This window comes from Streptomyces sp. NPDC107528, assembly GCF_055639295.1.
The window spans coordinates 17,752-41,986 of sequence record NZ_JBVKAV010000024.1; the positions used below are offsets into that span (position 1 = coordinate 17,752).

Here is a 24,235-nt window from a genome sequence, read left to right on the forward strand (position 1 = left end):
GAGGATCTTGCCGGTGGCGGTCATGGGCAGGGTCGGGTTCTTCCGGCCCCTCAGCAGGTGCTGTTTGGGGAGGGTGGGTTCGTGCCCAACCAGGCGGGCTCGGGGAAGCCGAATGAGTACCCGTGGCATCTGGCGCTGGACGCCGCCGAACGGATTACGGAAAGGCCATGACGGCCGTGAGTGAGCCGGTGCCCGGGTGAGAGTCTGTGTCATGTCTCCCTTCTCTCAGCTTGGCGTTCATGCAGCTCCGGTGACTGTGGTGGCTGCTACGAGGTTTGGTTTGTCCTGTTTCCCGACAGGGTGCTCGCGTGCGCGGTGCCTATTCTTAGCGCCGATTGGTCGGCCTGGGCCTGCAGCGCTGGGTTTCGGTGCGCTGGCCACCTGAGGGGTTTTCCCGTGGAGGCGGCGAAATCCTCGACGTACGCGTGCGGGTGTGTGGGCGGCAATGACCAGCCAGACACCTCATGAAGCTAAGAGTCAAGCTGCAGCAGCCATCGGGACGGGAAACGCCGTCTGTTCGTCGAACAGCGTGTGGTCCTCCAGACAGCGGTAGAGCTGGCCGAGCATCCGGTTGAAGAGATGCCGAAGGGCGGCCGCGTGCCAGTCTCCGTGTTCGTCGCGTCGACGGCGGTAGTGAGTCTTGGCCCCGGACGATCCGTTCGGAGCTGAGAAGGCCCATAGGTAGCCGGCATGGTTGAGGCGATCGTTCTTCACCCGCCGCCGAGTGATGCTCGACTTCTTCCCGGATGCCCGAGTGATGGGCGAGGAGCCTGCGTAGGCCTTCAGTCCGCGGGCGTCGGCGAACCTGTTGCGGTCGTCCCCGATCTCGGCAAGCACCCGGACGCCGAGCTGGACGCCGAGGCCAGGAAAACTGAGGAAGATTTCAGCGTCCGGGTGCTGAGGGAGGGCCTCCTCCACCGCCCTTGCAAGGTCTTCGGCCGCGGTGCAGGCGGCTTCCAGTTGGATGAGGAGGGCGAGCATCTGCTTGCCGAGTGCGTCCTCGACCAAGGGCGGCTGGTGGGCCCAGTCGGCCCGGAAGACGTCACGGATGCGGTCGGCCTCGGTCTCTATGCCCCGTTTGCGGCCGGCTCGCCTGAGGGCGGCCTGGATCTGCGTGCGACTCAGTCGCGCGGCCTTGGCCGGAGTGGGCGCGAGCCTGAGCAGTTCGCGGGCCTCAGGACGACACAGGCCGTTCTGCCAGGGCGCGAAGGCATCCAGGGCGGCTGGGTAGTACTCGCGAAGCAGCGACCGGAGCTGGTTGGAGGTCTGCTGCCGGTTCCAGGTGGCGTCCTGCTGGGCCCTCGCCAAAACGGCGATGGCGCGGGCCAGGTCGGTGTCTTCGGGCAGCGGCCGGTGGGCGTGCATGTCGGTGCGCAGGATGTTGGCCAGGACCAGGGCGTCGCCGGGGTCGGACTTCTTGCGCGAGACGCTGTGCCGGTCGCGGTAGCGGGCGGCGGCCATCGGGTTGATGGCGAAGACCTGCCGCTTGCCGGTCCGCAGCACGGCCACCAGCAGGCCCCGGGAGGTCTCGATGGCGACCGGGATGGGGGCGTCCTCCGTATCACCGTACTCAGCAAGGAGGTCCAGCAGGAGCCGGTAGCCGACCGCGTCGTCGGTGATACGGCGCTTGGCGAGTAACGCGCCGGTGTCGTCGACCAAGGCGATGTCGTGGTGCCGTTCTGCCCAGTCGATACCGCAGTAGATCACGTTGTTCCCTCCCCATGGTGCGGGTGTTTGCGCTGGTCACGAGCGCATGCGGGCCACGCAGCGACCTAATTCCAGGACTCCGCCGGGATGGTCCGACACCTCATTAGCCGTGTTCGTGGCACCAGCGCACCGCGCGGGCCTCGGTCTAGTCGGGAGCTCGGACGGCTCGGGTGCATCAAGAGGTCACCGTGCGGAGGGCTCACACCACCAACTCCAACGAGTGATCAAGCGAGTGGGTGTTGACGCTTCACAGGCGCCGAGCGTCGTCGCTCTGGCTAAAGGCATCGAGGCCAGGTCCAGCGAAGACGTCCGCTCGACGCCCATGGAGCATCACCACACATCGGTCGTGGCTGCCGTGAATACGTCGAGCGTCGCCGTTCTCTGGGTAGGCCTCTCCTCGACCAAGTCGCGTGAAGACGTCCGCTCGACGCCCACGCGACCGCCACCACCACAAGCCGGGGGCCGTCCGCACGCTCTAACCAGAGGCTTCACAAGCCCAGCTCGAAGTAGGCGTGACGACCCTCACCACTCGAACACCCCGGTGACTCGACCTGACCCACCGGGGCCGTTGGAAAGGAATTAGGTCCAGCGGTCGGCGGCGGCCGGCTCGCGGAGTTTGGGAGCGGTCCACCCCAATGTCTGCTTGAACATCCTGAAGGTGTGCTCCAGATCGAATCTTCGCAGGAATGCCTGCCAGAGCCGGTCCACATTCCCAGCGGTAGCGGCTGTGGCCGACCACCACAGCCAGACAGGCTTGGGGTTCCGGTCTCCAGGGAGGTGGTCGACCTGGAGACGGATGACGGTGCCTTCGATGACCGGCAGCTCTCCTTCGGGGTGGTCGGCCCAGGCCGAGCGCCGGACCAGCAACGCGTGCAGGCGGTCCCAGGCCGCGGCGACGGCCTTCCCGTAGTGGGCGGTGTCAGTCACGGTGGTGACGGAAGGGGCGGGCTGGGTTGCCGCATCCTCGAAAGCAAACTCCGCCCCCCGCTTGGGCTTACGCCCGCGTTTGCCCGCTGGCTGCGGTGGGGGCGGGAAGTACAGGACGCGGTCCGAATGCATCCGGCCCAGCAGCTCAAGGGGTAGGTCCGCGAGCAGGAACGCCAGGTGGGTCACGTCATAGCCGGCATCGACGACAACCAGGACGGGCGGGTCACCGATCTGCCACTGACCTGCCACATACAGCCGCTGGAACACCTCCCGAAGCTGGGCGGCGGTGACAGCGATCGCGTCGTCCCACGGACACAGCCGGACCACGTCCAGCATGGCAGTCCACGACGTCCGCCCCGGCTCCAGAGCGGCAATGAAGGAGTAGGGCCACCCGGGGATCATCTGGGCCGAGCCCCTGCCCCGACCATACGTGTGACAGAACAGCCGGTCCGGGCTGGTATTCGCATCCGGCCGCAGCCAGTTGCTCACATCGACCGCCAGCACCAGCCGCCCTTCCGCCGTCCGGGCAAGCGGCAGCTGGGCCAGCGCCATGCGGAGCCGAGACAGGTCCAGATGCCCGCGGTTCAACCCGCCATATAGTGCACCATGCCCACGCTGATGCTCCGGCGTCGCCAGGGACAGCTCGACCAACGTCTTCACCGGGCCGTCCTCACACAGCAGGGCGTCGCTCAGCTCGAACAAGGCATCGGGTCTGTGCGTCAGGCAGGCATATAACTCCGTCCGAAAGCATGCCAGTTCGGTAAACGCATCCCGCGGGACATCCCGCTGCAGCAGACTCATTGCTACGGCCTTCGTGCTGGTCAAGTGCCTCTGTGACGGAGCATAGGATCAGGCGAAGGCGCTCTTATGTCAGGCGCTCGGCCGAAAGAATCATCAAGTTCGGGGCCATGTTCGACCACGGACGTTAAACGCCAAGCTCAGCACCCGGGCGTCTTGCGCTCTGCTGCGGTTGTGAACGAGGACATCCGTGTCCTGTGGCCGCATCCGGTGGTGCGGCTTACGGACGGAGCGGGCGGTGTGGGGTGCGGCTGTTGCAGGATGCGTCGCTGTCTCCCGGGGCCGGTAGGTGCGGCTGATCCGGTACCGTCGGTGGCCTTCTCAGCGGCGGGGTTTTGTGTTTACAGGTCGGTCCATGGGCGGGGTTGGCCTCCAGCCGGTACCCACACCTTCCCCGAGGGGCCGTGCTTCTCGATGTCTTCCAGGATGGCGGCTGCGAGGGGGACCTCGCGGGAGAAGGCTGCGACGAGTGGGTGCTGAGCGGCCATCGCCTGTAGATCGTTGATCCGGTTCTCGAGCCTTGCTCGCGTTGCGCCGGTGAGTACGAAGAGGACGCGGGGGGAGATGGGGTACCAGCGCAGCCAGGCCGGGCCGGCGGTTGGCAGCTTTCGGCGGCCGACGGGTTGGGCTTCGTAGCGGAACAGGCGGGCGTATTCGATCAGTTTGACGGCCAGGCGTTCGCTGCTCATGGTGGTGCGGTCGACTTCTATGAATGCCCGCAGTTTCAGCCGGTGTTCGTCGTCTGTGAGGGTGTAGTGCATGAGAAGCTGTTTCACATCCGGTGATCTACGGGCACTCCGTGCCTGCTGCGAGCGTTCTATGGCTAGGCGATCGGTGACCTTGGCGGTGGAGGGTCGTTGCGGAGACGTGTTACGAACGTCTCGATTCAGCGATGGAGCAACTGATTTGTTCTCGCACCCAGTTGGAGGGCATCGCCCCAGCGCTATCGCCCGATCAGTTGGTCGGTTCCAGCCGGGAGGAACGCTCTGTTCGGGAGGAACTGTGCGCTGAAGCCCTCCAACTCCTGGAAGATGCCGAGGCGGCCGTCGCTTTGGAGAACCGGTTGATGTCCTCGTCGGTCAGCACATTCCTGGATGTCAGAGGGCGCTGGCAACATGCAGGCATGACAAGCAATGAGCCGCTCATCAGCAGCCTGCCCCCGTCCGTCAGTCACATGTACGACTTCGATCTCGTCACCCTCGACGGTCAACTGCTCGTCGTCGGCACCCCCGACGAGGACTGCCGTGCCTGCACCTGGGATCCGGGAGCCGACCGTTGGACGACGTACGAGCTCGACGCTCCGGACGAGGAATACCCCTTCACCGAGCTCACCTCGCTCTGTGCGGCGGTGGTGGACGGACGGATCGTGATCGGCGGTGGCGGTGAACACCAAGGCTTCGCCATGTGGGACTTGACGACTGGCAAAGTACGGCTGAGCCCACAGGATTACGGCACAAGCTCCGCGGTCAGGGCCGACTTCGGGGGGTACTCAAAGTTCGTCGTGGGAGCGAACTACATGGGGGTGGATCTCTGGGACCCGTCCCTGGTCGAGCCTGACGACGACGGCGACGAGGAGGACGACGAGGCCAAGCCGGAGCAGCCCTCACCGTACGATTCCCTGGTCAGCGTCGGGCTGTGGTGCAAATCGAGAGCCAGTAGTGCTGCCGCGGCGGGACTGCTGGACGGCCGCCCTGTGCTGGTCGGCGGTCACCCGAGCGGAGTCGTCGCCGTATGGGATGTCGAGGGAAAGCCTCTGGCTGAGTTCGACCGCCTCGATCGTTTTGCCGGCTCCGAGGACTCGGATCGCTTCCCCGGGGCGACGCTCACTGATTTCGCCCTGGCGGCGGTAGACGATCGTATTCAGGTCGTGGCGGCGGGCCGGCAGCGGCTCCTGGTGGGAGATCCGAGGTCCGGCAAGTGGGGAGAGGAGCTCGCCGTGCCCGGTGGCGAGATCGTGTGCCTCGACGCCGACACCGTGCACGGGGTCCCGGTCGCTGTCACCGGGGCCGAGGACGGCACCATCTGCGTCTGGGACCTGGCGGAACGTCGGCTGCTGGGCCAGCCGTTCCAGAAGTACGATCACAAGGTGTTCGGGGTACGGCTGGCCGAGCTCGACGGTCGCCCGGTGGTGATCAGCAGTGGAAGGTTCAGTTCCGTCGACGTCTGGGAGATTCCGTCGTAGGGAGGTGGGCTGCCGGCCTCATCCGCGATCTGCCCCGTTCGCCTTCCGGACTCAGGGACGGTCCGTGCAACGCCGCCTCGGTGGACTGTGCGGTAGTACCCCGGCTGTGCATCGGATATCTCCTCCAACCGCCTCGTCGCCCTGGTCAACGCGATTGAGGGGCTCGCGGGAGAGTTGCGGGACTGTGTCCTGGATCAGGTGGTGGAGTCGAGTCCGCCCGCGGACTCGTGGCCCCTGTGAGAGGAGTCTGTCCGAGGTCAGCGCAGGGTGGTGGGGGCCAGGCGGATCGTCTGCGGCTTCTGCGTCCGGAGGCGTATGCGTGTGGGTTTGCCGGCTGTTTTCACCGGTTCGACGGGGTGTGGTGACGAGCGGGGTGGTCGGGGAGGACGGGTGAGGCGGCGGACCATGAGGGTGATGACGGTCCAGGTGAGGTGGGCCTCACTGTGGGAGATGAGCCGTTCGTAGTCCCGGACGTTTCTCCTGGCTCTCATGATCCATGAGATGGCCCGCTCGACCCGCCATCGCTTGGCCAGGACGGCGAAGCCGTCCTGGTCCTTTCGGCGGGGCACCGTCTTGAGGGTGATGCCGAGGAAGGAGCGGGAGAAGTCGGCGAGGGTTCCGCCGTAGGCGGAGTCTGCCCAGGCGACGGTGAGTTCGGGACGGGTCAGGCGCAGGCGGAAGATCTGGTCGCGGGCGGGGACGCTGTCGTGCGGAGAGGCTTTGGTGACCATGACGGCCAGGGGCATGCCGCGCATGTCCACGGCCAGGTGCCGCTTCCTCCCATTGATGAGCTTGCCGCCGTCGAAGCCGCGGGTGTCCTGGCTGACCGTCTCGGCGCCTTTGACCGACTGGGAGTCCAGGATCACCGCGACGGTGCGGGGGTTGATTCCGTCGTGGACGCGGACCTGTTCGTGCAGCTCAGTGTGGATGCGGGCCAGGTCCCCACTCGCCCGCCACCTTTGAAAGTACCCGTAGACAGTGCGCCAGGGGATGCCGTAGTCGACCGGTACGGCCCTCCATTTCACGCCGTTGTCGTTGACGTAGCGGATGGCGTCGACGATGTTGCGGCGCGGATGGGCTTCCGGGCGCCCGCCCGTGGGCAGCTCGCAGGCCGGGACGGGCAGCAGTGGTTCGAGGACGGCCCATTCGGCGTCCGTGGTGTCGCTGGGGTAGTGCCGCTCGCGCATGGTGCCTTGCTCGGTATGGATGCAGGTCATGGCCGTTCCATGCGGGAGAGGACTTCGAGGGTGGCTCTGATGCCGCCGAGCTGGTCGAGGATCAGGCGGGCCCACTCGTCCTTCGGGGTGCGTTTGGTGTGCGGGGCGACGATCCCCTCGATGAAGTTCGTCATCCGGTGCAACTCGGCGTCAAACACTGCCTGTTCGTAAGCGATCCACACCTCGGGGTCCTCGGACAGCTGGAACCCGTCGCGGCGGTTGTGGGTCACCGGTGGCAGCCCGTCCTTGACGGCGTTCCTGCGCAGGAACCGGATTCCCGTCCAGACCTGTGCCGGACTCCGTTTTGGTGGCTTTGGCCAGCTGTTTCGAGTGCAGTCCCGCGGGCTGTGCCTCTTCCAGAGCTTTGCGTATCGCTTCGGCATGAACATGAGCGGGATGCCCCGCCCGCCGTTTCATGGCTACTGGCCCCGCAGGAGCTCAGCCAGGGCTTCATCCAGGTCCACCTTGCCGGTGGCCACCGCGGTCTCGATCCAGTCCGCCGTCGCCCTAATCTTCTCCACCTGCCTTGTCACTAGGGCGCGTTGGGACTCGGAGAACTCCCGGCCGCGCAGTTTCGGCACCAGCCGGCTCGCTCCGGCGACGAAGCCCTGGCAGACACCGATCAAGTCGGTGAACTCCATGGCCCTGTGGAACCCGCGCACGATCGCGACGGGATCGACGACGCCGTCCTCCTCGGCGTCGTTGTCCTCCCACCGTTCCTCCTCGCCCTCTTCGGCCTGGTCGAACTGGGCCTGATTGACGAGTTCACGGGCCTGCCGGTCCCGCATGGCCCTAAAGGCCACCTCCGGCCGGTGCAGCAGATCGCACGCGGCCTGGGCGGCCACCTGCTCGTCCTGCGCGAGATCCCGGATGGCCTCGACCTTCTCCTCCACCGTCACGGGTGTCGCGGTCGACCAGCCCGCCGCCCGCTTCGCCGCGTCCCCGCTCCACTCACAGCGGCCCGTCCGCTCACTGGCCGGCGGATGCTGAATCAGCTCGTACGCGTCCGGCGCCGACGCCAGAATCCGGTGCACCTCGAAGGAGACACCCTCCTGACGCTGCTCCTTCGGCCACCGCGCGGCCACCCACCGATACGTCCGAACCGTGTGGAAGGACAGCCCTATCTCCTCGGCAAACAGCCGTAACGCATCCTCCACCCCCAACTCCTCACCCTCACCCAGCGCCATGTTCCCGCCGTGCGTACGCAACGGAGCGATCTCCAACGCAATGTCTCCCAGCGCGAACTGGCAGCCCGTCATCACCCCGACCAGCTCCACCGACCGGTCCACCAGATCATCGAAACGCTCACACGGCACACTGCCGACCGTCTGGACCACGGGACACGCTCCCCAGCGGGCCGTGAGGACCGGCACTTCACCGGCCACACCTGACTCCGGCCCGCGTATGCCCGACAGGCTCCGCCGACCACTCCAAGGTCACCACAAACGACCAGATTTACACCGCTTCACGTACGAGCCATCCCTCCCCTGCCCGAACGCAGGCAGGACCCGACACACAACTGAACGAATCCGCCATCCATGACAAAGCATCACGGATCACCGAACTCCTGCACTCGGGCACGGAGTGCCTAGATCACCGGATGTGACACAGCTTCTGACTGCGTCGGCTACGAGCCGTTCTCCTTCGCCGATGGGGTGAGCTACTTCCGGGGTCCAGTCCCACGGGCCGTGTTCGTGTCCGAGTCTGCGGGCGTCTGCGGCGAACGGCAGATGGGTGCGTACGACGGTGAGTGTGTGGGGTGTCTTCAGTGATGCTGCGGTGGTTGCGGTGATGGGGTAGGGCGGGCGGCCCCGCAGGGCGGGGAGGTCGCGGGTCAGGCGTGCCCCTTCGGGGGTGAGGTACCAGGCGTGTGTACGTGAGCGGTCTTTGCCCAGCAGTGGGGTGAGGTCGACGAAGCCGGCATCCCGCAGTTTGTTCAGCACGCGGGAGATCAGTTGGCGGGAGTTGTCCGGCCGGAGCATCTGGCGCAGCTGGCCGGTGGTGGCCATGCGGTGCTGGGCGAGTGCGGTCAGGACCTGCAATCGCAGTGGTTCATACGGGCTGGGGGCCGACTCGGCGGCCGGGGCATGTGATGGGGAACGAGCCATAGGAAGCAGGCAACCCGTGCACAGCGACCCGAGCCCCGACCACGACAGCCCGACCACGGTTACGACCGAAGAACGATCTCGTGGTCGGGGCCGCCGTCGGGGGTGCCCACCCCGACCACGAGCGAGCGCGGTGGGACATCGTGGCTTTGTTCACGAGTTGCGGGCACAGATCTTGGGGAGCGATCGCGGAGTGTGACGGTGGCGTTCGATTCGCTCAGAGCGCGATCGGCCGGTACTGCAGAGCCTGGTCGACAATCTGCTCGGCAGACGGGTCCTGAAGGATGTCCGAGGGATGGAAGACCAGGTCACTCACCCGGGGATGCGACACGTTCGCTTCCAGGAGCCGCAGATAGTAGCCGCTCTCCGCCGAGGCAGTCAGGAGTCTGCGAACGATCTCAACGAGCTCGTCCCGGGTGATGTCCGCAACCACGGGGCGAGCCGGCCGGGCCGCCTCCCTCGCGAACTCTTCCACGCTCCTGTTTCCGTCATACTCGGCGAAGTCGAGAGCCACGTAGTTGTGACCGGTCATCGCGTTGAACGCCTCGATCGCCTCGCCCGCCACCTTTGGGCGGGCGACCAGCAGCTGCGCGATCTGCTCAACCTCCGCGCACAGCTCGTCCAGCCGCTGCTGGCTCACGGGCGGGGGCAACAGCTCCGGTCTCAGGTCCACACCGCATTATGTCCGTCGGTGCCGACACGCCCCAGCCAAGCTCTCTGGGTGCGGTCAATCTTTCGGTGTCGGAAGGCTGGTGATGGCCGGTCCGCAGCAGCGGATGCTGCTGCGGGGTGTGTTGGCGAGCCACGCCATGCCGGCCATCGTGCGGCATCCGGCCCGCAAGGGACCAACTTCCCCAAACCGGCTGCCGCGTATCTGGGGCGGTGAGCGCAGGCGCGTTCACCACCGGGTACTACTTCCTCTTGGACCGCTCGGCGGCTTGCTGGAGGATGCGTCGGCGTGTCCACCGCCGGCGGCCCTTCTGGCGTCCCGCTTCGGTGACACCGTCCGTGGTCTTGAGTAGCGGGAGGTTGCCCTGGGACAGGCTGCTGGAGAAGGAGCCGATGCTCTTGAATCCCAGCAGGGCGGCTGCCTGGCTGGCTCCCAGGAGTTCGTCGGGATCGCCGTCGGCGGGAACGTCGGGCAGGGGTGGCGACTGTTTGGCGCCGGCGCGTCTTCCGCGGCCGGGCCGGGTGGCCATCCATTCTTTGAGGGTCTGCACCTTCCACAGTTGCCGGCGGTAGGGGTTGTCGGCGGCGCCCTTTTCTTCGACGGCGTCCGGTTCGGGGAAGTATCCGGGGTGGTCGCGCACGAAGGTGGTGACCTGGTTGGAGTTCTTGTAGCCGAGATACCTCGAGGCGTCCGCGGCGTTCAGCAGTGTCTCCGGGTCCAGGGAGGGCGGTGTGTGTTCAGCGAGCCGTGTCGGCGCGCGGTGAGCGAACCACTCGGTGACCTCCGCGTGGTCCCACAGGCGGGCGCGGCCGCGCTTGTCGACGGGCTCGGGGAAGGTCTCGCCGGCCGCGTTCTGCTCCTGCCCGGTGTAGAGGCCGCTGATCCTGGCGGGAGTCAGGCCCTGTTCAGCCGCGATCTCGGCAGCGTCGGCCAGGCGAGGCTCATCGCTGGAGGTCACGGCAGAACCGTCCGTCCTGTCAGCAGCGGGCCGACCGGCCCGACTCACAAAGCAAATAATGGCAGGAGTTTGGGTTGGGTGTCCAGCCTGCGGCTCGAGGTCGTTGCGGTGAGGCGGCTCTCGCGGCTCTCGCCCTACTCCTGCGGGATCAGGCAGACGCCGCGGCGCGCGGCGTCGTTGGCCTTGGTGAGCAGGCCGTCGTCGAGTGCAGGGTCGTCTTGGTCGCGGAGGTCAGCAGCCAGCGGCCCGAAGTGGATCGACGCGGGGCAGTGATCGCATTCCATGTACGGCAGTGAGCTCGACGAGGCTGACCGCCGGGGCACCGCCGAGAGCGTCAACAAGATCGCCGACCAGATGCGCCGGGCCACCTTGGCCGCCCGACAGCTGCTGTGCCAGGTCCTGGAGGAGGGCGGTGAGCTCAGCATCGGCGAGGACGCACATCGTGGGGGCCCTAAGACTCAGGTCCGCGAGCTCGGTCTGCAGCTTGAGCGATTGTGGCTGGCCCGTGTCGAGGAAAGAGTGGGACGACCCTGGGTACCGGCCGGACCGCATCACGGTGCCTGATCCCTTGCGCGACCACAACGAGCTGCTCGACTACGACTTCTTCAACGAGCTGATCCGTCACGCCGCCAGCCGCGACGACGATGTCCTGCACGAGGTTGTCGTTGGGCTCGACTTCTCGGTACTGGTCTAGGAGTGCCCGGGCAGGCAGCGAAGTTCGAGGACATAGGGTCCAGCTACTGCTGTTCGCCTCGTACCGGGGGCCGGATGATCAGTAGGTTCGAGATGCCGCCTTGATTCACGCAGTCTTGAGCAAGGTCGTGAACGTGCCAGTGGTAGTCCAATGCGGGCTCCACCGCGTTCACAGTTGTCTCAACTGGGGTGTAGCGATACAGCGGGGTCGAAGCGCCGCCATAGGTCTGCCCGAAGGTGTCGGTGGTGAGGATCGTCAGCGGTTCCTGACCGGTCCACTCGATCCCTACTCGAACGTCGTACTCCTCATTGTCGGTTGCTTCCGCAGTGGTGCGGATGAGTGCTATGACATCCGCGATGGCGCACTCGATGGCAGAAGACGGGATCTCCCAGCCCTCGAAGTCGCTGTCGCGGCTCCTGCGTTGCCCACCGACCGCAGCAGCGAGGGTGACCGAGCCGTCGTGGTGGATGCTCATCCAGGCCTCCTTCCACCTCGATCCATCGCCTATGGCCATGCTCACCGCAACCCAGCGGCGCAAACCGGGGCGCGGGTTGTTCCGGTCAACGTTCTCCAGCGGATGCATGCCCTCCCGCCCGGCATAGGCCAGAGCCAGAGGCTCCGTCGTCGCCCAGACGTAGCGAGCCCTATCGCGCGTCATCCGCTCACGCAAGACGGGGATGCGGGGATGAGCGACCGCTATCAGCCAGGCGCGCTTGTCGGAGTCCCGTCCAGCGGACGCTTCCCCGAACAGAGCGTCCAGGGCCTCGCTCGCGTGTCGGCGCTCCTCGAACCGGGCGCGGCACATGGCTTCGATCTGCCGTTCCTTCATCCACGCGGTGTCTGAGTCATTCCGGACCGGCGCGCCGAAGTAGTCGTTCCTGTAGATCAGATGAGGTCCGTCGATGCTTGCGGGGACCTCCACGACGATGGCCCGCTTGCCTTCAGCCTCGAGGTGATGCACGTTCAGGCCGAACACGGGCGGGGAGATGGCGGTAATTGCGGCGCTGCGCAGCGATCGTTCGTAGGTCTCATTGAACTCGCCGACGTCGACGCGCACAGTCGCTGCCTTCTGTGACTCTTCCACGCCGTAGACGATCAGGCCTCCGCCGCTGTTCGCCATCGCCGCGACGTCCTTGGGGAAGTCCGTCTGCGTCAGCCCCTTCGCCGGAGGCAGCTCGCCCTTCCAGTCCAGGTCGTTTGTCTCCCTCGTACCAGCAGCCACAGCGGCGTCGAGGAGATCGTCGGTCAGGGGTCCCGGTGTCGCTCCGACGGCGCGATGGAGTGCTGTGAAGCTCATGCGCCAGAGTGTAGGGATCGAGCGCGTACAGCAGGCGGCCAACCCGGCCCCGTAGCTTCGTCACTCAGGCAGTGGTTCATCCGTGATCGCCCGGAGCCTCTGGTGAGCTCTCCGACTGGCCGATGCGGGTGACGTGTTCGGGGCCGGGGGTTCGACGCCGGGGACCGTGGGGTTTTCATAGTCGAATTCCACCTTGCCGAAGGAGTCGCTGGTAAGAACTGCTCACCACCAAGGGCGAGCACCGCGCGCGTGCCCCGTCGACCCGCTGATCGCCGCTGCCGCGGAAGAGGCGGGACTGACCCTGCTTCACTACGACCGCGACTTCGAAACGATCGCCCGTACAACCGGACAGCCGGTACGGATGATGGACCTCACGGACAGACGCCGTCAGCAGGCAGTGAGAGGGGGCCGGGCTCGCCCACCTTCACAGCCCGGATTGGTCGAGGATGCTCATCAGATTCCGCCTGCGTTTCAGCTCCGTCCGCAGGCCGGCGAGATACACGGTGAACGCGTCCTCGGTCCCCAGCGCACGATGGCAGTCACGGGCGCCCAGCAGCAGCCGTGCCAGGCGCTGGTAGGCGCGATTTCCGGTTGGTTCCTTCGACCTCTCAACCAGCCGCAGGTACACGCCGAGCGCCTCACCCGGACGCGTCTCACGCGACAGGTCGGCGAGCTGCTCCCACTGCCGGTCGTCAGCCCGGCCGGCCGCCTCCCGCCAGGCGGCGTCCAGGTCCCCGTCGTCGATCAGCACGTCGATGAGCACGTTCCCGCCGCCGCGCTCACGACGGGCGTCCTCCTTCAAGGTGGTCAGCGCCGCCGCGCGGTCAGCCTCCCAGCAGTCTGCCGCCAGGGAGGCGGAGCGCAGCTGCCGGTAGGCGGCCAGGGACCGCTCGACACGGAACCTGTCCCGGCGCACCGCGACAGCGTCGGCCGCCCGCCTCGTCTTTGCGTACCGGACGCATACGTAGTCGACCAGACGGCCGTCGATGTGCGTCTCGGCGGCGCAGTCCCGCAGTCCGCGCTCCGCCCAGGCGAGCGCCTCCTCCGCGCGGCCCGCCGATTCCAGTTCCTCGGCGATGCGCAGATGTGTGGCACCGGACACGTCGAGGTCCTGCGCGTATAGGGCGACCAACGCGCCGACGTCGCCCTCCGCCTTGACCAGGCGTTGCATCAGGTACTGCTCCGCCCAGCCGGACGGCCTGCGCCGCCGCGCCTCGACCGCCAGCTGCCGCATGCGGACCAGCCCGCTCGGTCCCAGCAGGTCGGCGTAGTCGAGCAGGTCCAGGTCCGTCACATCGCTGTCGTCGCCGAGCACGTGGCCGACCAGCCACTGGGCCAGCCGGTTTGGATCGGGGCGTGCGACCCCGCAGGCCTCCAAATGGGCCTCGGCCACCGCGGCGGCGGCCTCCCCGACCACACCGTCGGAGTCGTCGATCTCCCGGTACGCTTCCCCCAGCTGCTGGAGGGCCTCCTCTGCCAGACTGACCGCCTGCGCCGCCTGCCCGCCGGCGGTCAGGGCGCGCAGCGCGTCGGCCGCCTCGGCCACCTGCCGCGCATACCCCTCGGCATCCGCGTACTCGACGTACCCGTACCGCGCGAACGGCCGTGGATCGACCAGCGCAATAATCCGGTCCCGGACCGTACCGAGGTCTGAGCGAGCGGCGGCGGCCCGCAGCTCCAAGCGCCGACGCAGTTCCCGGTCTTCGGTGATCTGCTCCCGCACCAGCCCCAGGAGTTCGTCACGTGACAGCGCCGAAAGCCACGCTCCCAAGCCGGAGGCTCTTGCCCGTGCCGCGGCTCGCTGCTGTGGAATCGTCTTCGCCCGCCGCAGCACGGTCAGCCCCACCGCCACGCAGTGCTTGCAGAAGTTGCCCTCCTGCCCGTACGGGCAGTCGCACCACCCCGAGACCCCCTCGCCCCGGCCGAGGGCGAGCTCCACGTCGTAGACATCCGTACCGTGCACCACGGCGGTGATCGAGCCCTCCCTCACCTCCAGACCGCTCACCGCGTCCAGATACCCCAGCCCCCGATCGAAGGACCGAGCCCCGGCCAGTGCCCGCAGATCGTCCTCGCCGAACTCCAAGACTTTCTGTGCCACACCGGCATTCAACCGCGGATCGGCAGCTCTCGGAGGCCTGACGGCCCCGGCTGTCCACACGCGCTCTGCCGCGGGCGACGACTGAGCACCCGCGAACACCCCATCACGAAGTGGGATCTGCGATGCACTGGCGATAGCGCGAGCGCCGGGAGCATGCATGGGCGTGGCCATGTGGCGGATCATGCGGCCGGCGAAGACCGGGTGCGGCATGGCCATGCCCGGACGAGGGCGGAGATCATCGCGGCTACGCCCCGCAACCTCTCCCGCATTGACGTACGCCAGCTCGCCAAATCGGCCGCAACTGACCTGCAACAATGGCTGCGCTCGCGGCTCTCGCCTCACTCTTCGGGGATCAAGCAGACACCGCGGTGGGCGGTGCCCTCGGCCATCTCCGCGTGGGCCATGGCGGCCGGTGTCATCTCTTACTCGGCCAGAGCCAGCAGCAGGATCACCTCGTCGCGTTCGTGCGAGGCATTACACGGCATGCCGGCCGTCTCCGCAGCGGACATCAGGTCCGTGGTGGCCAGCCGGTCGAGACGCTCAGACACCTCCTGGTGCACTTCCCGCAGGCTCTGCTGGTACAGCTCGTTCGCCTTGTGCAGGAGCAGCACCAGTTCCTCGCCGTGGGTGGCCGGTCCCGCCGCGGCGAGGTCGAGGATGCGCTGGGCCCTCGTCACGTCATCGGGGCCCACCCGACGTATACATGCGCGTATACTGGGGTTATGTCTGATGCGATGATTCGAGTGCCGGCCGAGGTCCGTGACCGGCTGGCAGTGATCGCGGAGTCCCGCGGCACGTCGATCCGGACCCTGGTACAGGAGTTCGCGGAGTCCACGCTGACGGACGAAGAGCGCCGCGAGCGGGCCGAACGTACCCGTGCCTACCTCGCGGAGCACTTCGGTGTCGAGGTGTCCGACGAGGAGAGCGCCGCGATGGGTGCCCGTCTGCGCGAGGCGTTTCTGCCGGCGAACGGCGCGGCCGCGTGATCCTTCACCACCTGGTCCTCGATGCGCCGACCCTGCTGGCGCTCGCCGGGAACCGGCAGGTCTCTGCGCTGATCCATCGGGCGCACTTCGAGACGGAGGCCCGATTGTGGGTGCCGGCGCTGTCGGTCCTGGAGGCCGACCGGGAACATCGGGGGATGGCCGAGCACGTTGGGCAACTGGAAGTCCTGCACACTCTCGATCTCGACTATCCTGCGGTACTCGCGACGGCAGATCTGTTCCACGAGGGCGTCCCGGTCGGGATCGGCGCGGCGATCTACGCAGTGCGACACCTGCCCGCGTGGGGAGCTGACGCGCTGATTGCCACGGTGGAGCCGAAGGTGTATGCCGGGCACGGCGTTCCCGTACTCGACCTCAACCGGTGACGTCCGTCCGGCCTCGGCCAGCGCCCCTGCGGCCCCCTGGCACCTGTCCCCTGCCCCGCGACAGGGCCCCGCAGAACACCATCCCCGGTGATTGGGGACAGCGCGAGCAGCTCTACCTCGACCTGCTCGACCTCGCGCCGCAGTTCAGCATCCCGTGCCACCTTTGTCGATGACTGACATCGGGCTCGGAACACGCTCACCGCCTGCTCGGCTTGACCGAGATGTTACTCGCCGACCCCCGACACTCCTTCGCTCGTACTCGGCCGGTGAACTCGGCCGACTCATGACTACCCCAACAGTTAGGAGCGCTCCCGCCCCCTGACGGAGACTGCCGCTGCTCGCGTCCGCGAACTGAACCTCTACCGCCGGTACTTCGACCTCGTCGCCGCCGGTGAGAAGACGATCGAGGTGCGGGTGAAGTACCCCCACCTCGATGACCTGGTGTTGAGTGCACTTGTTCAGTAGCTGCGGTATTCCAGTGCCAAGTCGCCGCGGAAGGCGTGGGCCATGGCCTGTCCTCGGACAAGCCGGGCAATGAACGGGCTGGCCTCGTTCCGCATCAGCAAAGCAAGACCGGGCGTGTGATACGCGACCCCCGTGACGATGCCGAACTACTGGCCCTGGTTCGCCGATATGTCAAGCCCGAGCGGCGCTATCTGAAGCTCGGCGGCAGCTTGCTGCGCATGCAAAGCCCTGCCTACGACCGATTCATGCGAGACCTCTGCGAGGACGCGAAACTCATCACCCCGAATGAGATCGCCAAGCTTCTTGAAGGCGGCTGGCGCGAACGGAGAACTGCGGCTTGGCTCGTAGCTGTATCCCGCCGGACCGAATTCCGTGAGGGCCTCGGTCAACTCCTTCTGGCCAGCGAAGTCTGCTGTGTCGGCCTGGCCTACAGCGTGGCCCTGGCGAGTTTCGGAACGGCGCGCGACGCTGATCTGCTCGCCGCCTACCTTGATCGCTACCTCTGCCGCCCTGACCTCGCGTACGACCAGACCATCGTCATGGGCGCTCTCCGGTTCATCGACCTGAACCTAGGAGGTGGTCACGCCGACCGCTTTCGGGAGCCGGACGGCCTGTGGCAGCAGTGGCTCCAGGATGCACCTCACATGCAGAGCGACTCGGACCCCACCCCCTCCAATTTGAGCCTCGTCCGTCGGCTTTGTGCGTTCGTCGATGAATGCGCCGAGGCACGATAACGGCCCCCGTCCTCTGGTGGTCTCACTGGGCCGTGCCCGGCGCTCATGGGAGCGGTCGGATCTGTGTGCGGGATGCGATGTAGTCGAGCCAGTCGCGTCTGGCGTATCCGGTCCAGCGGGTGGCGTTGCTGATGCTGGTGCCGGTGAAGTCGGCGAGGACGGACGCAGGCAGGTCGGTGGCCAGCGCGAGACGAGCGGTGTTGCGGCCGGCGAGGGGCGCGATGCCGTGTCAGCGGAGCTTCAAGTTGAGGTAGGTGGCTCCGAGAGGGCGGGCGGGCTCCTGCCCGGGGAACAGCCACGGTGTCGTGCTGGCTGTCTGATCGAACTGCCAGCGCGCCTGGCACTGGTCGCGTAGCGCACGGACCAGCCGGGCGACTTCAGGCGGCAACGGAAGACGGCGGCCTGCGAGATTGAGCGCCACCATCGCGTTGTCATCGATGACGTCGCGCACGGTGAGTTCGAGCAGTTTGGTGTGCTGCAGCCCGAAGAGGAGCGTCAGGGCACCAGCCGTACGAACATCGAGAGGCAGAGCATCGTCGCCGAGACACCGGTGCAGTTGCTCGGTCTGCTCCTCGTCCGTCATGAAGACGCTGGGCGCGGCAACCCGTGCCCGGGGAACTACGAGCTCGCCGACAAGGCCCCGACCTCGCGCCCACATGACGAAGGCACGCACCTCACGACGTTCTACAGCACCTTCCTCCAGCCACATCTCGAGTTCTGGCTGTGAGTTCCCCGAGGGCGGTGCCGTGCTCGTCGAGCCAGTCGAGCAGTTCCAGGGCCCGGCGCAGTCGCGATCGCATCTGGTGCTGTGTGCTGGCGCGTAACGGGCGGTTCCGGTGGGCCCGGCGGATCCGGTGCAGCAGATACCAATGGGTGAAGGGGGTGACGAGCTGCCGCTGGGGGAGCGGTGCCTGGGCCAAGAGGGCGTCCGCCCAGCGAGGCAGGGCCTCCAATCGTTCGTCGCGCGGCGGCAGCACCGCGGCGACGACGAGGACGTCGCGGATGTAACGAGTGGTCGACGTATTGGCGAGATCGTCAAGCTGTTGGTGGGTGATCTCCTCATCGGAAGTGCCCAGTTGGGACAGGAGGGCGGGTACTCCGGCGAGGGTCAGCCAGTGCGCCACCCTCCGGGGGTGGCCTGCGGCGGCGAGAGCCGAGTGGAATCTCTGCCGCTGCGCGGGGACCGTTGCGTCTTTTCCACTGAGAGCTTCGGCCAGTTGTTTCGTGGCGAAGCAACGGGTGCACAACTGCTCGCGGAGGATCCTGTCGCTCGTGCCGCAGAGCTGGCACGCGTAGGTGAGTTCGACTCCGGCGCAGGGTCCGCAGATACCGGCCCCTGCTTCGGTGGAAGAGATGAGTGGACGTCGCTCTTCGCACTGAGCGCAGGCGCCGGGGCGTGCGCGCACTGTCGCGTAGCAGTGCTTGCAGACCGGGCCCATCGGCTTGTAGGCATGGACAGGACGGTCGTGGAGACAGCGTGCGCATGGGCCCGTGGGGCGGGGACAGCAGCTCTGGCAGAACGGCTTGCCCGCCACCCTGCGCGCGCAGGTCCGGAGCCGACCGCAGGAGGCGCAGGCGACCGGCGGAGCGTGATAGCAGCGGGAGCACAGATCGGGCCTGCCGCCGCCACCGCGCCGGTCGACCGTGCGTACTTCTCCACAGCGGCCGCAGCGGCGCTCAGGCTGTCGGTAGCAGCGCCGGCAGACCGGTCCGTCCGCTGAGATCGCTTGGACTGGGGCTTGAACTCCGCACCCGACGCAGGTGCGCTCAGGGCGTGGGTGGCACCCCTGGCAGCGGACACTGCCGTCGGGCATGCGGTAGGTCGCGCGGCGTACGCGCCCGCACTGTCCGCATGTGGTGGCAACGTGCTTGCCGTAGCAGGTGCCGCAGCCCGGGGCGCCCTTGGCGGCCGCCAACGTGACAGCGACTTTTTCGGTCGTGCCCGGCTGCACAGCCGGTGTCCCGGCCGCGGGCGCGTCGCACGACGATCCGGCGCCCAGGCGCGGAATGACCGGTCCTCTCCGCCTCGATCCCTGGACTTGCACCGTGCGGCGTACTAACCTCGCGCCTTTCATGAAGCGGACTGTCCGGCAGACGGTCAGGAAAGCAGAAAGTGCCTCTGGCCAGCAAGAATGGTGATTGTCGAGGTCCTTGTTCCTGCCACTGCCGGAGGCACTTCCAGGTGAAGCACTCTATCGGGTCCTGACGCCATGTCTGCGTTCGGGACGACGGCCGTCAGGTCGTCTCCCAGGCTGGGTCGGTCCTGCTCGTCGCAACGGTCCGCAAGACCGTCCTTGACCAGGCCATATCCCAGGCTCTGGCTCCGTGGCGCAAACCGCGGGCCCTCCACGATCCCGGCAAGGCCATCATGGATGTCGCCCTGTCGGTCGCACTGGGCGGGGACTGCCTCGCGGACGTCGCGATGCTGCGGTGTGAGCCGGCCGAATTCGGCCCGGTCGCCTCCGACCCGACCATCTCCCACCTGCTCGACACCCTCGCCGCCTCCGTCGAGAAAGCCCTGCAGGCCATCAGATCCGCACGGTCCGAAGTCCGTTGCCGTGCCTGGTCGTTGGCCGGCAAGAACGCTCCGGACGCCGACGGCCAGGTCGCCATCGATCTCGACGGCGTCCTCGTGAGCGCCCACTCCGACAAGGAGGACGCGGCCCCGACCTGGAGGAAGACCTACGGCCATCACCCGCTGACGGCCTTCCTCGACCACGGACCGGGCGGAACCGTTGAGCCCATCGCCGCGCTCCTGAGACCGGGAAACGCGGGGTCCAACACCGCAGCCGACCACATCACCACCGTCCAACTCGCCCTGGCTCGACTCCCGAAGCATTACCGGCGAGGGCGTCAGCCCCTGATCCGCACCGACTCCGCGGGCGGCACCCTCGACCTCGTGTCCTGGCTCGCCAGGCGAGGACGATGGCTGTTCTACTCGGTCGGCATGGTGATCATCGAAGCAATCCACGAACACGTGCTGAAGGTCCCCGCCTCAGCCTGGACCCCGGCCGTCGAGACCGACGGTGAGGCCCGTGACGGGGCTCGGGTTGCCGAGCTCACCGGCAGGCTCCTGGACGGCTGGCCCAAGGGCATTCCGAAAGGAACGGCCCCATCCTGGCGCCCAGTTGAGAAGCACGGACGCGGACGGCATGCCATCACGTGCTCCGCGACCAACACCCCTGACCGGCCGATCGCCGCCCTTGAGCTCCGTCATCGGCTGCGTGCCAGGGCCGAGGACCGGATCCGGGCCGCCCGGGCCACCGGCCTGCGCAACCTGCCCCGCCGCACAACAGCCCAGAACATGGTCTGGCTCGAGATCGTCCAGATCGCCCTCGACCTGCTGGCCAGGATGCCCATGCTCGCCCTCACCGGCAAGGCCCGGCTCTGGGAACCCCGCCGCCTGCGATTCTGCCTGTTCTCCGCGGCCACTCAGCTCGGCACCACCGGCCGACGCAGGATCCTCCGCCTCACTCGGCACTGGCCCTGGATCGGCGAGATCGCCGCCGCCCTCGAACGGCTCGCGCTCCTGCCAGCCCCCGGCTGACCAGCAGCTTTCCACCGTCCCGACGACAAAATCTCCCGCCCCGGGCAGTGGAACCCGGCGCCCACCCGACGCGACAACCGGGCCGCCGGCCTGCCCACCGTCAGCTCCGGAAAGCAAGAGGGTCCGCCGACTCCGTCGGCGGACCCTCGCGAAAGATCGAGGTTAGTGGTCGTTAACCCACCATACGTCGCCGTCCCAGTGCCCACCATTGCCATCGTAGCGGGCGTTGACCTCGCTGCTCTCTGTGAAATTGTAGTCCGCGCCGTCGCTTGCCTGGGCTGTCTTACAGCTTCCAAAGCCGCCGGTGACCTTGAGGTGGTAGGAGTCGCCCTCCCAGGAGTAGTCAATATGCTCATTCACGTACACCTCGGCCGAATGGCCATTGGCCGACGTATCGCACACGGACACAATGTCTCCGTGCTCCTCAACGTAAACCGTCGCGCCATTTCCTTTGTAGACGTGATCCCAGACGATGCCAGAGGGCGGCTCGGCAGCGGCAGCAGATGGCGCGGTCGCGGTCATGGCACCAGCCAGCGCGGCGAAGCCGAGTAGGGCGGCAGCAGTCCCGCGCCGAAGGCGGGGTCGCCTGGCGACAGCGAAGCATGCGGATTGTTGAGACATGGATCGATCCTCTTCAGGGGAGTTCACTTTAGGCATGCATGCGCCGGACGGCGCGTTGCTTGTGTTCCTGTTGACACTTAACCCGTGACAGCGGAATTTCGCAGGGCCCGTCAGGCGTCGAGTCCAAGGTGTGAGTACATTACATCGAACGCTGGATAGCCGGATACCTCAGTCAGGGAGCATGACGTAATTCCGTCAATGTGGTCTGCTTGGGAAGCAGTGAGCTTCTTGGACCTTGGCGCCGATCAGGTGACGCTCACCAAACGCAACGAGCGAGGCCCCCGGCAGTTGATCGAGATGTCTGAAGTCTCAACCACGCTGCTCGTGGGCCTCGTTGGTCATCCATCCAGCCGCACTCACCCTGCCCCATGCACTCGTGGAGTGAGTCTCAATGAAGGTGTCAGGCCGATTGGGGGGCAGGTGGGGTGGGGGTGAAGTGCCTCTTGTCACGGAGCATGGCCCATAAGACGTCGACTCGGCTGGACGTGGATCAGCCCTTCGCCGCGTTCTTTGACGTAGTAATCCCGGGAGGGTCCTGGGCGCATCATGGCGGTTTGGGCGGCCGTGTAGAAGACATGTCGCAGGCGGCGGTGGTAGCGCTTGGGCCGGTGGTGATTACCGGTCCGGCGGCCGGAGTCGCGCGACACTGGGGCTAGTCCCGTGTGGGCGGCGAGGCGGCCGGCGTCTGTGTAGCTGGACAGGCCTCCGACGATGGCAAGGAACTCGGCCCCGAGGATGGGGCCCATACCCGGCAGGGATTCGACGACTTCAGCGCGCTCGTCGAGGTGGAAGGACTCGCGGATCTCCCGGTCCGTGTCTTTGATCCACTCGTCGAGTGCGAGGAGCTGATGAGCGAGGTCGCACACGAGTTTGGCGGCTCGCTCTTCGCCCGGCAGAGCAGTCACCTGGGACTGGGCTGCCTCGACCGCGCAGGCGGCAACCTCGGCTGCCTGCGGACCGCGCGTCGTGCCAGCCAGTCCGCGAGCTGCTTGACGCCGGTCCGTCGCAGGGCGGCCGGGGTCTGGTACTCGGTCAGCAGGACGACCGGTCCCTTGGCTGCTGAGTAGTCGAAGGCCCGCTCCAGAGCAGGGCAGATGCCCCACCAAGGCATCGCGCAGACGGTTGATCAGTCGAACCCGGTCGGCGATCAGGTCGGCTCGGTGGGCGGTGAGCAGCTGGAGGTTTGCCACGGTCTCGTCCGGGAGGCTCAGGGGTGTGAAGTCCTGGCGCATACGCGCAGTGTGGGCGATGACCAGGGTGTTTTTCGCGTCGGTCTTCCCTTCGCCGCGGTAGGCCCCGGACATTCGGTTGACCGTGCGTCCAGGCACATACACCACGCTCTGGCCATGGGCGATCAACAGTACAAGCAACAGCGTCGAGGCCCGGCCGCAGATGTCCACCGCCCACCGCACCTCGTCGGCCCATCTCGCACGCTGCGGCCATCAGGGCCAGGGTCTCGTCCTCACCGTTGATGACCTTCCTCGAGAACACCTTCTCTCCGCTGGCGTTGACTCCGACCGCCCAGTGCCGGGCCTTGCCGGCGTCGATGCCGACCCAGACTTGCTCGTGACGTTCCGTCACCGTCATCGCTCCGCTGCTCCCCAGACACCAGCACTCTCCGGGTCCGGGAACACTCCGCCGCTAAACCCTTGGGTCGTAGAGCCCGGCAAGCGGTCCGGCGAACATCTGCCGGACCACGCTGTGAACGGTGAAGTGGTCGACGAGAGCGGTTGAGTCCGGCGGCGCCGCGGCCCAGCTGCTTCATCTCGTCAACCGTCGGGCGGACGCGGCAATACGGGGCGTGGGCCTTGATCTGCCTGAGCGGTCGCGAGGGCGTTCTCGAACTTGGTGGGACCCTGACGCGGGTGGAGACCAGATCGAGGACGGCCCGACCACAGCCGCACGATGAGCCTTTGTAAAAGGGTCACGCCTCGTGCTCGCAGAAATGAGTAGTGCTGAGAGATCGTGGGCCCCGGCGAGCCGTGTCCGGTGTGACCCTTTTCGTTCTCATGACCTCTCGCAAAAAAGCCTTCGCACACAGCCTTTGCGATGGGTTCTGCGACATGCCAGGCTCGCCGAACCGGCCGCCAACGTCGCACAGTTCGACTGCCCCACCTGTGAAGTGCCCGCCGGAAGCACCTGCCGCACCCGCGGCGGCAAGGTCGCCCCGAAGTACCACACCCCGCGTTTCATGCTGGTGCCTCAGCTCCGCGCCGAGCTAGAGGTGAAAACCCCACCGGCCGCGCGTGGGAGAGGGCCCGGCCGTCGATGCCGCAGGGCACTGCGCCCGGGCCTGAACAGCAGCAGGGCGGCGAGCTACGCCATCCGCGGGCCGTGGCCGGTGCTGTCCACGCCGGTCACCTCGACCGGAACCCAAAACCCGAATTTCCGGCGCGTGCAGGGCATGCGCTTCAAACTTTTCCACCTGAGGCACCTCGTGCTCTTCGACCAACTCCTCGGTAACGTCCGCCTCTGCGGCCGCCGAGAAGGCTGCTTCGGTGTCTGCGCCGGGTTCGTCATGGCCCTGCGGTGGCACGGTGGCGGTACGCAGCAGAGACGCCGCCTGGCTCTGTGTGGCCGCCGACTCAGCGCAAGCAGCCGGTGTGTAGGCGGTCGTCGATGTGTGGCGCTAGGAGTGGCGCCCCCTGTAGGGCGCTGAACCATGAACTCCCCTCGAACACGGCCTCGTCCGGTGCTCTGTGCGACTCGGACACCACGTCAGCAGCAACTGGCGCGAGCACCGCATCCGCCGCCATTCAATAGTCACCAAGCGAGGCGGACGAGCTCCGATGGACTCGACTGAGATGCAATCCGGCATCCACCTCGGTAAACCAAAATCCATCCAT

Annotated in this window: 21 protein-coding genes and 8 pseudogenes; 11 read left to right on the forward strand and 18 right to left on the reverse strand. The window is 66.9% G+C overall.

The window, feature by feature from the left end:
• Positions 1-54 precede the first annotated feature (54 nt).
• Positions 55-171, forward strand: a pseudogene (locus tag ACZ7L5_RS44055) (flavoprotein); the annotation flags it as partial.
• A 66-nt stretch (positions 172-237) separates the two neighbouring features.
• On the opposite strand, the pseudogene ACZ7L5_RS44060 reads toward ACZ7L5_RS44055, so the two are convergent.
• The 4 genes and pseudogenes from ACZ7L5_RS44060 to ACZ7L5_RS44075 form a co-directional block, all read right to left on the reverse strand.
• Positions 238-456, reverse strand: a pseudogene (locus tag ACZ7L5_RS44060) (hypothetical protein); the annotation flags it as partial.
• Positions 457-477: 21 nt separating this feature from the next.
• A complete protein-coding gene (locus ACZ7L5_RS44065; RefSeq protein ID WP_471524641.1) occupies positions 478-1,707 on the reverse strand; it encodes an IS110 family RNA-guided transposase in 1,230 nt (409 codons plus the stop codon).
• A gap of 582 nt (positions 1,708-2,289) precedes the next feature.
• Positions 2,290-3,435: pseudogene (locus ACZ7L5_RS44070) on the reverse strand (transposase); the annotation flags it as partial.
• A gap of 338 nt (positions 3,436-3,773) precedes the next feature.
• A pseudogene (locus ACZ7L5_RS44075) lies at positions 3,774-4,178 on the reverse strand (replication-relaxation family protein); the annotation flags it as partial.
• A gap of 146 nt (positions 4,179-4,324) precedes the next feature.
• On the opposite strand from ACZ7L5_RS44075, the gene ACZ7L5_RS44080 reads away from it, so the two are divergent.
• On the forward strand, positions 4,325-5,614 hold the full coding sequence (locus tag ACZ7L5_RS44080) for a WD40 repeat domain-containing protein (RefSeq protein WP_471524643.1): 1,290 nt from the start codon (positions 4,325-4,327) through the stop codon (positions 5,612-5,614).
• Between the two features lie 257 nt (positions 5,615-5,871).
• Here the strand turns inward: ACZ7L5_RS44080 and ACZ7L5_RS44085 are convergent, their stop codons facing one another.
• From ACZ7L5_RS44085 to ACZ7L5_RS44115, 7 genes and pseudogenes are all read right to left on the reverse strand, one after another.
• Positions 5,872-6,801, reverse strand: a complete 930-nt coding sequence (locus ACZ7L5_RS44085; protein ID WP_471524704.1) for an IS5 family transposase — start codon at positions 6,799-6,801, stop codon at positions 5,872-5,874.
• A 26-nt stretch (positions 6,802-6,827) separates the two neighbouring features.
• Positions 6,828-7,061: a hypothetical protein gene (locus tag ACZ7L5_RS44090; protein WP_471524644.1), complete on the reverse strand. Its 234-nt coding sequence runs from the start codon at positions 7,059-7,061 to the stop codon at positions 6,828-6,830.
• Between the two features lie 189 nt (positions 7,062-7,250).
• On the reverse strand, positions 7,251-8,168 hold the full coding sequence (locus tag ACZ7L5_RS44095; protein WP_471524646.1) for a DUF6192 family protein: 918 nt from the start codon (positions 8,166-8,168) through the stop codon (positions 7,251-7,253).
• A gap of 279 nt (positions 8,169-8,447) precedes the next feature.
• Positions 8,448-8,939 (reverse strand): annotated as a pseudogene (locus tag ACZ7L5_RS44100) (replication-relaxation family protein); the annotation flags it as partial.
• A gap of 214 nt (positions 8,940-9,153) precedes the next feature.
• Positions 9,154-9,576, reverse strand: a complete 423-nt coding sequence (locus ACZ7L5_RS44105) for a hypothetical protein (protein WP_471524648.1) — start codon at positions 9,574-9,576, stop codon at positions 9,154-9,156.
• Positions 9,577-9,847: 271 nt separating this feature from the next.
• On the reverse strand, positions 9,848-10,564 hold the full coding sequence (locus ACZ7L5_RS44110; RefSeq protein WP_471524650.1) for a hypothetical protein: 717 nt from the start codon (positions 10,562-10,564) through the stop codon (positions 9,848-9,850).
• Between the two features lie 134 nt (positions 10,565-10,698).
• The gene (locus tag ACZ7L5_RS44115) at positions 10,699-10,848 is read right to left on the reverse strand and encodes a hypothetical protein (RefSeq protein ID WP_471524652.1); all 150 of its coding nucleotides are present in this window, start codon (positions 10,846-10,848) and stop codon (positions 10,699-10,701) included.
• On the opposite strand from ACZ7L5_RS44115, the gene ACZ7L5_RS44120 reads away from it, so the two are divergent.
• Both ACZ7L5_RS44120 and ACZ7L5_RS44125 read left to right on the forward strand, forming a co-directional pair.
• Positions 10,847-11,128, forward strand: coding sequence for a hypothetical protein (locus ACZ7L5_RS44120; protein WP_471524654.1), 282 nt, complete (start codon positions 10,847-10,849; stop codon positions 11,126-11,128). The genes ACZ7L5_RS44115 and ACZ7L5_RS44120 overlap by 2 nt on opposite strands.
• Positions 11,121-11,258, forward strand: a complete 138-nt coding sequence (locus ACZ7L5_RS44125) for a hypothetical protein (RefSeq protein WP_471524656.1) — start codon at positions 11,121-11,123, stop codon at positions 11,256-11,258. Before ACZ7L5_RS44120 ends, ACZ7L5_RS44125 begins: the two co-directional genes overlap by 8 nt.
• A 43-nt stretch (positions 11,259-11,301) precedes the next feature.
• Here the strand turns inward: ACZ7L5_RS44125 and ACZ7L5_RS44130 are convergent, their stop codons facing one another.
• Positions 11,302-12,555, reverse strand: coding sequence for an AlbA family DNA-binding domain-containing protein (locus tag ACZ7L5_RS44130; RefSeq protein ID WP_471524658.1), 1,254 nt, complete (start codon positions 12,553-12,555; stop codon positions 11,302-11,304).
• A gap of 215 nt (positions 12,556-12,770) precedes the next feature.
• Between ACZ7L5_RS44130 and ACZ7L5_RS44135 the strand changes: the two are divergent.
• Positions 12,771-12,928 (forward strand): annotated as a pseudogene (locus ACZ7L5_RS44135) (PIN domain-containing protein); the annotation flags it as partial.
• Between the two features lie 51 nt (positions 12,929-12,979).
• Here the strand turns inward: ACZ7L5_RS44135 and ACZ7L5_RS44140 are convergent.
• Together ACZ7L5_RS44140 and ACZ7L5_RS44145 are read right to left on the reverse strand one after the other, a co-directional pair.
• Positions 12,980-14,653, reverse strand: a complete 1,674-nt coding sequence (locus ACZ7L5_RS44140; protein WP_471524660.1) for an SWIM zinc finger family protein — start codon at positions 14,651-14,653, stop codon at positions 12,980-12,982.
• A gap of 422 nt (positions 14,654-15,075) precedes the next feature.
• Positions 15,076-15,330, reverse strand: coding sequence for a hypothetical protein (locus ACZ7L5_RS44145; protein WP_471524662.1), 255 nt, complete (start codon positions 15,328-15,330; stop codon positions 15,076-15,078).
• Positions 15,331-15,375: 45 nt separating this feature from the next.
• Here ACZ7L5_RS44145 and ACZ7L5_RS44150 point away from each other — a divergent pair, with 45 nt between their 5' ends.
• From ACZ7L5_RS44150 to ACZ7L5_RS44165, 4 genes and pseudogenes are all read left to right on the forward strand, one after another.
• The gene (locus tag ACZ7L5_RS44150; protein ID WP_331748760.1) at positions 15,376-15,639 is read left to right on the forward strand and encodes a hypothetical protein; all 264 of its coding nucleotides are present in this window, start codon (positions 15,376-15,378) and stop codon (positions 15,637-15,639) included.
• Entirely contained in the window at positions 15,636-16,022 is a 387-nt protein-coding gene (locus ACZ7L5_RS44155; protein WP_471524664.1) for a PIN domain-containing protein, read from the forward strand. Before ACZ7L5_RS44150 ends, ACZ7L5_RS44155 begins: the two co-directional genes overlap by 4 nt.
• Before the next feature lie 318 nt (positions 16,023-16,340).
• Positions 16,341-16,484, forward strand: a pseudogene (locus ACZ7L5_RS44160) (ASCH domain-containing protein); the annotation flags it as partial.
• 119 nt (positions 16,485-16,603) lie between these two features.
• Complete coding sequence (locus ACZ7L5_RS44165) at positions 16,604-17,221, forward strand: DUF6000 family protein (RefSeq protein WP_471524706.1); 618 nt, start codon at positions 16,604-16,606, stop codon at positions 17,219-17,221.
• 229 nt (positions 17,222-17,450) lie between these two features.
• Here ACZ7L5_RS44165 and ACZ7L5_RS44170 read toward each other — a convergent pair whose 3' ends face one another.
• Together ACZ7L5_RS44170 and ACZ7L5_RS44175 are read right to left on the reverse strand one after the other, a co-directional pair.
• Positions 17,451-17,804 carry a hypothetical protein gene (locus tag ACZ7L5_RS44170; RefSeq protein ID WP_471524665.1) on the reverse strand — a complete coding sequence of 118 codons (354 nt, stop codon included), beginning with the start codon at positions 17,802-17,804 and terminating at the stop codon, positions 17,451-17,453.
• Between the two features lie 91 nt (positions 17,805-17,895).
• Positions 17,896-18,345, reverse strand: coding sequence for a hypothetical protein (locus ACZ7L5_RS44175; protein WP_471524667.1), 450 nt, complete (start codon positions 18,343-18,345; stop codon positions 17,896-17,898).
• Positions 18,346-19,439: 1,094 nt separating this feature from the next.
• Between ACZ7L5_RS44175 and ACZ7L5_RS44180 the strand changes: the two are divergent.
• Positions 19,440-20,768 (forward strand): annotated as a pseudogene (locus ACZ7L5_RS44180) (IS1380 family transposase); the annotation flags it as partial.
• A gap of 162 nt (positions 20,769-20,930) precedes the next feature.
• Here the strand turns inward: ACZ7L5_RS44180 and ACZ7L5_RS44185 are convergent.
• Both ACZ7L5_RS44185 and ACZ7L5_RS44190 read right to left on the reverse strand, forming a co-directional pair.
• On the reverse strand, positions 20,931-21,290 hold the full coding sequence (locus ACZ7L5_RS44185) for a hypothetical protein (protein WP_471524669.1): 360 nt from the start codon (positions 21,288-21,290) through the stop codon (positions 20,931-20,933).
• Between the two features lie 545 nt (positions 21,291-21,835).
• Positions 21,836-22,789: an IS110 family RNA-guided transposase gene (locus ACZ7L5_RS44190; protein ID WP_471524671.1), complete on the reverse strand. Its 954-nt coding sequence runs from the start codon at positions 22,787-22,789 to the stop codon at positions 21,836-21,838.
• Positions 22,790-23,334: 545 nt separating this feature from the next.
• Here ACZ7L5_RS44190 and ACZ7L5_RS44195 point away from each other — a divergent pair.
• Positions 23,335-24,048 carry a zinc finger domain-containing protein gene (locus ACZ7L5_RS44195; RefSeq protein ID WP_471524708.1) on the forward strand — a complete coding sequence of 238 codons (714 nt, stop codon included), beginning with the start codon at positions 23,335-23,337 and terminating at the stop codon, positions 24,046-24,048.
• The last annotated feature ends 187 nt before the right edge of the window (positions 24,049-24,235 follow it).

What these genes read in the sequence shown, in the direction of transcription:
- ACZ7L5_RS44130 (WP_471524658.1), bottom strand. Translation starts at nt 12,555, where the DNA reads ATGAGCTTCACAGCACTCCATCGCGCCGTCGGAGCGACACCGGGACCC.
- ACZ7L5_RS44150 (WP_331748760.1), top strand. Translation starts at nt 15,376, where the DNA reads ATGTCTGATGCGATGATTCGAGTGCCGGCCGAGGTCCGTGACCGGCTG.
- ACZ7L5_RS44185 (WP_471524669.1), bottom strand. Translation starts at nt 21,290, where the DNA reads ATGACCGCGACCGCGCCATCTGCTGCCGCTGCCGAGCCGCCCTCTGGC.
- ACZ7L5_RS44085 (WP_471524704.1), bottom strand. Translation starts at nt 6,801, where the DNA reads ATGCGCGAGCGGCACTACCCCAGCGACACCACGGACGCCGAATGGGCC.
- ACZ7L5_RS44120 (WP_471524654.1), top strand. Translation starts at nt 10,847, where the DNA reads ATGTACGGCAGTGAGCTCGACGAGGCTGACCGCCGGGGCACCGCCGAG.
- ACZ7L5_RS44080 (WP_471524643.1), top strand. Translation starts at nt 4,325, where the DNA reads ATGGAGCAACTGATTTGTTCTCGCACCCAGTTGGAGGGCATCGCCCCA.
- ACZ7L5_RS44195 (WP_471524708.1), top strand. Translation starts at nt 23,335, where the DNA reads ATGAGTAGTGCTGAGAGATCGTGGGCCCCGGCGAGCCGTGTCCGGTGT.
- ACZ7L5_RS44170 (WP_471524665.1), bottom strand. Translation starts at nt 17,804, where the DNA reads ATGACGGACGAGGAGCAGACCGAGCAACTGCACCGGTGTCTCGGCGAC.
- ACZ7L5_RS44115 (WP_471524652.1), bottom strand. Translation starts at nt 10,848, where the DNA reads ATGGAATGCGATCACTGCCCCGCGTCGATCCACTTCGGGCCGCTGGCT.